The 6,871-nt window shown below is 65.3% G+C and carries 7 protein-coding genes and 1 pseudogene; 1 reads left to right on the top strand and 7 read right to left on the bottom strand.

What is annotated here, in order from left to right:
* The 5 genes and pseudogenes from AC1DKD_RS37575 to AC1DKD_RS37555 all read right to left on the bottom strand — a co-directional run.
* Window positions 1-114, bottom strand: a pseudogene (locus AC1DKD_RS37575) (4Fe-4S binding protein); the annotation flags it as partial.
* Between the two features lie 50 nt (window positions 115-164).
* On the bottom strand, window positions 165-650 hold the full coding sequence (gene coaD, locus AC1DKD_RS37570) for a pantetheine-phosphate adenylyltransferase (RefSeq protein ID WP_035861092.1): 486 nt from the start codon (window positions 648-650) through the stop codon (window positions 165-167).
* 187 nt (window positions 651-837) lie between these two features.
* Window positions 838-1,491, bottom strand: a complete 654-nt coding sequence (rsmD, locus tag AC1DKD_RS37565; protein ID WP_441627005.1) for a 16S rRNA (guanine(966)-N(2))-methyltransferase RsmD — start codon at window positions 1,489-1,491, stop codon at window positions 838-840.
* A gap of 72 nt (window positions 1,492-1,563) precedes the next feature.
* Window positions 1,564-2,925, bottom strand: a complete 1,362-nt coding sequence (locus AC1DKD_RS37560) for a M16 family metallopeptidase (protein WP_441627003.1) — start codon at window positions 2,923-2,925, stop codon at window positions 1,564-1,566.
* Between the two features lie 20 nt (window positions 2,926-2,945).
* The gene (locus AC1DKD_RS37555) at window positions 2,946-4,472 is read right to left on the bottom strand and encodes a M16 family metallopeptidase (RefSeq protein WP_477144443.1); all 1,527 of its coding nucleotides are present in this window, start codon (window positions 4,470-4,472) and stop codon (window positions 2,946-2,948) included.
* Window positions 4,473-4,532: 60 nt separating this feature from the next.
* Between AC1DKD_RS37555 and ftsY the strand changes: the two genes are divergently transcribed.
* A complete protein-coding gene (gene ftsY / locus AC1DKD_RS37550) occupies window positions 4,533-5,714 on the top strand; it encodes a signal recognition particle-docking protein FtsY (protein WP_441626999.1) in 1,182 nt (393 codons plus the stop codon).
* A gap of 81 nt (window positions 5,715-5,795) precedes the next feature.
* Here the strand turns inward: ftsY and maiA are convergent, their stop codons facing one another.
* Both maiA and AC1DKD_RS37540 read right to left on the bottom strand, forming a co-directional pair.
* Window positions 5,796-6,443 (bottom strand): maleylacetoacetate isomerase, encoded by a 648-nt coding sequence (gene maiA, locus AC1DKD_RS37545; RefSeq protein WP_441626997.1) that lies wholly within the window; start codon window positions 6,441-6,443, stop codon window positions 5,796-5,798.
* A gap of 4 nt (window positions 6,444-6,447) precedes the next feature.
* Window positions 6,448-6,871: fumarylacetoacetate hydrolase family protein (locus AC1DKD_RS37540; RefSeq protein ID WP_477144442.1), on the bottom strand; the 424-nt coding region annotated here is incomplete at its 5' end.

Raw genomic sequence — 6,871 nt, 5'->3', positions numbered from 1 at the left:
CTCATAGATCTCGGGCCCCATCGAAATAGCTTCGTTTGGGCACTCGGGCTCACAAACGTCGCAGTTGATGCAGTCGTCGGTGATCATCAGTGCCATGGTGTTTCCTTTAAGCCAGACATGCCCGCGCCCGACTGGCCGCGGCCGACATGTCCCGAAGCTCTATTTTATTCCGGTTTGGCAATCTTCTCCTGAAGCCAGCGCTCGACCGACGGGAATACGAACTTGCTGACATCGCCGCCCAGCACCGCGATCTCGCGCACGAACGTGCCCGAGATGAACTGGTATTGGTCCGAGGGCGTCAGGAACATGGTTTCCACGTCCGGCAGCAGGTAGCGGTTCATGCCCGCCATCTGGAACTCATACTCGAAATCGGAGACGGCACGCAAACCCCGCACGATCACCCGCGCATTGTTCTTGCGCACGAAATCCTTGAGCAGGCCGGAGAAACCTTCGACTCGCACATTGGGATAGTGTCCCAGGACTTCGCGAGCGATGCCTATGCGCTCTTCCAGCGAAAAGAATGGGCGCTTGTTGGGGCTATACGCCACGCCGACCACGAGTTCATCGAAGATATTGGACGCTCTGCGCACCAGATCCTCGTGGCCCCGGGTCATTGGGTCGAAAGTGCCGGGATAGACCGCGACGACCATGCTTCCTCCTTATTCTGCCCGCTGCCGGTCCTGGACCGATCGACCCCGCCCGCTATGGTTGAGGGCTGGGGCCAAGGCTGCGTGACGAGCGTTGGCAACAGCGGCGTAGTGTAACTCTAAACGCGGTACTTGGAAGCCATTGCAACACGCTTTCGCGGCAGTGCCGCATCTAGCGTGCGATGGCCGGTCATGCCGCGTCCGCGCCCCCGAATCGATTATTCCTGTGCTGCAGCAAATGGAAATGCACCGCGCCCGCGCGGGCATGCCGCACGATCTCCAGCGCCGCCGGCACTGGGGCATCCGGGCCGGTCAACGCACGATCGGTTTCCACATAGACGGCACCGCCCGGCCGCGACAGCCGTGCCGCATGCTCCAGCGCAGGGCCCAGCCAATCCTCGGCAAACGGCGGATCGAGAAAAACCACGTCGAAGCTCGCTGACGGCATCTGCGCCGCCGTAGCAAATGCATCACCCTGCACAACCCGGATCTGCTGGGCGTCGAGGCGATACTGGTTGTCGCGCAATTGCTTGGCCACGCGCGGGTTGGCCTCCACCATTGTGACCTGCCGCGCACCGCGCGAAGCGGCTTCGAAGCCAAGTGCCCCAGAACCCGCAAACAGGTCGAGGCAGGCCAGCCCCGACATGTCCTGGCCGAGCCAGTTAAACAGAGTTTCACGCACGCGGTCGGGCGTGGGACGCAGCCCTTCGGCGTGGAGTACGGGCAGCGGCGTGCGCTTCCACTTGCCGCCGATGATGCGGACCTGCGCGGGTGCCTGCCGCGGCGAGGGGGAAGAGTTTCGCCCGCTGGCAGCGGGCGAGGGAGATCGGGTACGCGAATTCATGCCGTGATTGTAGAGCCTGCGGGTCAGATCGCGCGAGCGCCAGGGACCGAAGCGCCCGCACCACTCACGCCCTCATTCCGGCCCGCCCACGATCACAGTCGCCATGGCGTCGGGACGCACGTGACGCTGGAAGGCTTCCTTGACCTGGGCTCGCGTGATCTTGCCGATCTGCCTGGTCCAGGTATCGAGGTAGTCCAGCGGCAACCTGTACCAGCCGATATTGGCCACATTGGTCAGCAGCTTGCGGTTGCTGTCGATGCGCAGCGGGAAGCCATTGATGAGATTGTCCTTGGCGGCCTTCAGTTCGGCGTCGGTGGGGCCTTCCGCCACGTATTGCGCCAGCACCTTGCGCACCAGGGCCAATGCCTCGTTGGTCTGCGCCTTCTTGGTTTGCAGGCCGATGCCGAAGGGCCCTGCCTGCTTGGCCGGGGCGAAGTAGCTGTCGACACCATAGGTCAGGCCGCGCTTCTCCCGTACCTCATCGGTCAGGCGCGAGCTGAACCCACCGCCGCCGAGGACGTAGTTGCCTACCAGCAGGGCGAAGTAATCGGGATCGCCACGCGCGATGGCGGGCTGGCCAATCGCCACGGTGGCCTGTTGCGCCGGATGCGGCACTCGCTGCTCGCTAGCCGGGATCGTTGGCTGCACGGGCGGCATCGCAGGCGGCGTGGCTCCCGCGGGCAGGCCGCGGGTTAGCTGCTCGGCGATGGTCTCGGCCTGCTTGCGGTCGATGGCGCCGATCAGCGTCACGACAGCACGCGATGGCGCGTAATTGTCCCGCCAGAAACGCTCGATATCGGCCCGTGTGATCGATTCGACCGACGCCGCGGTCGGCGAAACGCCATACGGATGGGCGGGATAGATCGCCTTCGACACCATCTTGTCGGCAATCACCCCCGGCTTGGTGTCAGCCTCGCGGATCGCCGTGATCAGGCGTTGCTTCTCGCGCGCCACCACGGTGTCCGGGTAGGCCGGGGCCTTGATCAACTGACCAGCCAGCGCAAGCGACTGGCTGAGCTCCGGCTCGGAGGTCAGCGTGCGCAGGCCGATACCGCCCCGATCGCTGCTGGCGGCACCGCCGAAATCGGCGCCCGTGTCGGCGAAGGCGTCGGCAACCTGCGCTTCGTTGCGCGCTGGCTGGCCGTCCTGCGCGGCGGCGCCCTTGTCGAGCAGGGCTGACGCGAGCGTGGCAAGGCCGGCCTTGCCCGGCGGGTCATAGCGGCTGCCGGCGTCGAAATCGATATTGACGTCGAGCATGGGGATGGACGGGCTGCGCACGAAATACACGCGGGCGCCGGTAGAGGTGGTCCATTGTTCGATCGGGATGGCAGCCAGCGCGGCCTGCGAAGCGATCAGGGCAAGCGCGCCGAAGGCAGCGCCTGCGATACGGCGCAGCACGCGCGGCGACGGGATCGTCGGGGCAAAGAGAGACATCGTCGGTCCTCTGAAAGGCTTTAGCGGAGCGAGCCGGCGTCAACCGGTGCCTTTGGCTTGTTCGGGTCGATGGGTTGCGGCAGCAGGGTCGCCACGGTCAGGTTATCGTCGTTGAAGTACTTGCCGGCCACCGCTTGCACCTGCGCAGGCGTGACTTCCTTGACCTTCTCCAGCATGCGGTCGAGCTTGCGCCAGGAAATGCCTGAAATCTCGGCCACGCCGATTTCCATGCCCTGGCCGAACACCGAGTCGCGCTTGTAGATCTGCGCCGCCACGACCTGCGCCTTGACGCGCTTGAGTTCTTCAGGCGAAACCCCTTCGCGGGCGATGCGGGCGATCTCGTCGCGCAGCGCGCGCTCGATCTCCTCGGTGGTGTGGCCATTGGCCGGCGTGCCATCGAGCACCATGATGGACTCGCCGCGATTGATGCTGTCGTAGCCCACGTTGACGTCGTCGGCAATGCGGCGCTCGCGCACCAGGTCTCGCGTCAGGCGGGCATTGTCGTAGCCGTTCAGCACGGCCGACAGGACCTCCAGCGCGTAGGGATCGACGTCCTTCTCGACATCGTGCAGGCGCGGCACCTTGTACGCCATCACGATGTACGGGTTCTCCGCGGGAGCCTTGACCCAGATCCGCTTGATGCCCTTCTGCACCGGCTCCAGCTGGTCCTTGCGCAACGGCAGGGGACGCGCCTTGAGCTTGCCGTAGATGCGTTCAGCAAGCGTCCTGACCTCGGCCGCCGTGACGTCGCCGGTAACGACGAGCAGGGCGTTGTCGGGCACGTACCAGTTCTTGTACCAGGCCTGCACGTCCTCGACGCGCATGTTGACGAGGTCAGCCGGCCAGCCGATCACGGGATGGCGGTAGGGCGCCGCCGTGAACACGGTGGCCAGYARCTGCTCGTAGACGGTGCCGCGCGSGGAGTCGTCGGTGCGCAGGCGSCGCTCYTCCATCACGACCTTCATCTCCCGCTCGAACTCATCCTTCTTGATGATGAGATTGGCCATGCGGTCGGCCTCGAGCTCCATCATCCTGGGCAGATACTGTTTGCTGATCTGCTGGTAGTACAGGGTGAAGTCGCGGTTGGTCAGTGCGTTCTCGCGCCCACCCAACGCCGCTATCTGCTTGGAAAACTCCCCCGGCCCGACCTTTGGTGTACCCTTGAACATCATGTGTTCAAGCATGTGCGCCACGCCAGTGGTGCCGCTGACCTCGTCCATGCCGCCCGCGCGGTACCAGATCTGGTGTGCTACGGTGGGCGCGCGGTGATCTTCCTTGACGATGACCCGCATGCCGTTGGACAGCTTGAATTCGGTGGTATTGGCCTCCGCCGCGGCGTTTTGGGACGCGGCGGCCTGTCCGGTGGACAGCGGCGGCGCCACCACGCCGGTCTGCGCGTAAGCGGCGCCGAACCAGGGCATGGCGATCAACAGGAGGGTGGGAATAAGGCGCCGGGAGAAAGCGGCCGGGCGAATAGCGCCGGCGCCGGCAAGAGGCGATGCGGTACGGGCGGCGCCCGACCTGGACCTGACAGCACAATGGTTCATGCGACCCCGTCTGCTAGAATTTTGGCGATTGATTCTACCGGGGTATTGACCCCTTTCCCAATGTTTAGTTTCTGGAAGAAGCGCAAGGCCGAACCGGCCAGCGCGCCACCCGAGGCGCAGGTCCCCGCGCCCGTTGCAGCGCCCGCACCAGCGCCCGCCGGTGCGTCAGCCCCGGTTCCCGCTGCTGTACCCGGCCCGGCCGCCGCCCCTCCAGCCCCGTCAGCGCACGCGCCGGCCGTCAGCGCGCCGGCCGCCCAACCGGTTTTCTCACCCGTCGTCCCGCCTGCCCATGCCGCTATCGGGGATATGGTCCTGACACCGCCACCGGCCGCCACCGCCGAGGCCAAGCGCGGCTGGATGCAGCGCCTGCGCACCGGCCTGTCCAAAACCAGCCGCAACCTGGGCACGCTGTTTGTCGGCGTCAAGGTGGACGAAGACCTGTTCGAGGAGCTGGAAACGGCCCTGATCATGGCGGACACGGGCGTCGAGGCAACCGAACACCTGCTGAGCGCGCTGCGCCGCCGCGTCAAGAACGAACGCATCGAGACCTCCGAGGGCGTCAAGATCGCACTGCGCGAACTGCTGGCCGACCTGCTGCGCCCGCTCGAGAAAACCATGGTGCTGGGCCGCGAGCAACCGATGGTGATGATGATCGCCGGTGTCAACGGCGCCGGCAAGACCACCAGCATCGGCAAGCTGTGCAAGCACTTCCAGAGCTATCACCAGTCCGTGCTGCTGGCGGCCGGCGACACCTTCCGCGCCGCCGCGCGCGAGCAATTGACGATCTGGGGCGAGCGCAACAATGTGACCGTGGTCTCGCAGGAGAGCGGCGACCCGGCCGCGGTGATCTTCGACGCGGTCAACGCGGCGCGCGCACGCGGCATCGATATCGTGATGGCCGATACCGCGGGCCGCCTGCCCACGCAGTTGCATCTGATGGAGGAGCTGAAGAAGGTCAAGCGCGTCATCGCCAAGGCGATGCCGACCGCGCCCCACGAGTCGCTGCTGGTGATCGATGCCAATACGGGCCAGAACGCGCTGTCCCAGGTCAAGGCCTTCGACGATGCGCTGGGGCTGACCGGGCTGATCGTGACCAAGCTCGACGGCACCGCCAAGGGCGGCATCCTGGCCGCGATCGCGCGCCAGCGGCCGGTGCCGGTCTACTTCATCGGCGTGGGCGAAAAGGTCGAAGACCTCCAGCCCTTCAATGCCGATGAATTTGCCGAAGCGCTGCTGGGCTGAACGCGGCGGCAACGAAAAGCCCCGCAACTGCTTGCGGGGCTTTTTCTTTACGCCTGCCAGCGCCGGACCTGCGCGCCAGGCTTACTCGGCGTCCGGCTGCGCCTTGGGCTCGGCCTGCTGGAACGCGGGCAGCGCCATGCAAGACTCGAACACCTTGGCAATCGCCGGATAGCGGCCAACATCGATATTGAAACGCTGCGCGTTGAACACCTGCGGCACCAGGCAGATATCGGCCAGCGTCGGCGTATCGCCGAAGCAGAAACGCCCTGCCTTGCCCGAGCGCACCAGGTTGGTATTCACCGACTCGAAACCCAGTTCGACCCAGTGGCGGTACCAGGCGTCCTTGGCTTCCTCCGCCACGCCCAGCGTGTGCTTGAGGTACTTCAGCACGCGCAGGTTGTTCAGCGGATGAATTTCGCACGCGACCTCAAGCGCCACCGCGCGAATGTAGGCACGATCCAGCGCGGTGCCCGGCAGCAAGGGCGGCTCGGGATGCGTCTCGTCGAGGTACTCGACCATCGCCACCGACTGGATCAATACCTGGTCATCGTCGACCAGGGTCGGCACCAGCGCATCGGGATTGAGCGAGCGGTAGGCCGGCAGCAGTTGCTGGCCGCCGTCGCGCAACAGATGCACCGGCACATACTCATAAGGCAGGCCCTTGAGCCGCAGCGCGATGCGCACCCGGTACGACGCCGAGCTGCGAAAGTAGCTGTAGAGCTTGAACATAGGCTCAGACCACCTTGACGGTCAGTTCGCCCACGCCTTCGATCTTGCACTGCATGATGTCGCCCTTCACCACCGGGCCCACGCCTTCTGGCGTGCCGCTATAGATCAGGTCGCCGGGCTGCAGCTCAAACAGCCTGGAGAGATAAGACACCATCTCGGGCACCGACCAGATCAGGTCCGAAAGATCGCCGCGCTGCTTCTCGACGCCATTGACGGACAGCGTCACCGCGCCCTTCTCCGGATGGCCGATGGCGGACACCGGCACAATCGGGCCGATGGGGGCGGACTTGTCGAAGGCCTTGCCGGTTTCCCATGGGCGGCCGGTTTTCTTGGATTCGTTCTGCAAGTCGCGGCGCGTCATGTCGAGGCCGAGGGCATAGCCGAACACGTGGCTGGCGGCGTCCGCCTCGGCGATGTCCTTGCCGCCC

The sequence above is a fragment of the Cupriavidus sp. 05T313 genome (genome assembly GCF_056396665.1).
This window is presented reverse-complemented; position numbering and strand designations above follow the sequence as displayed.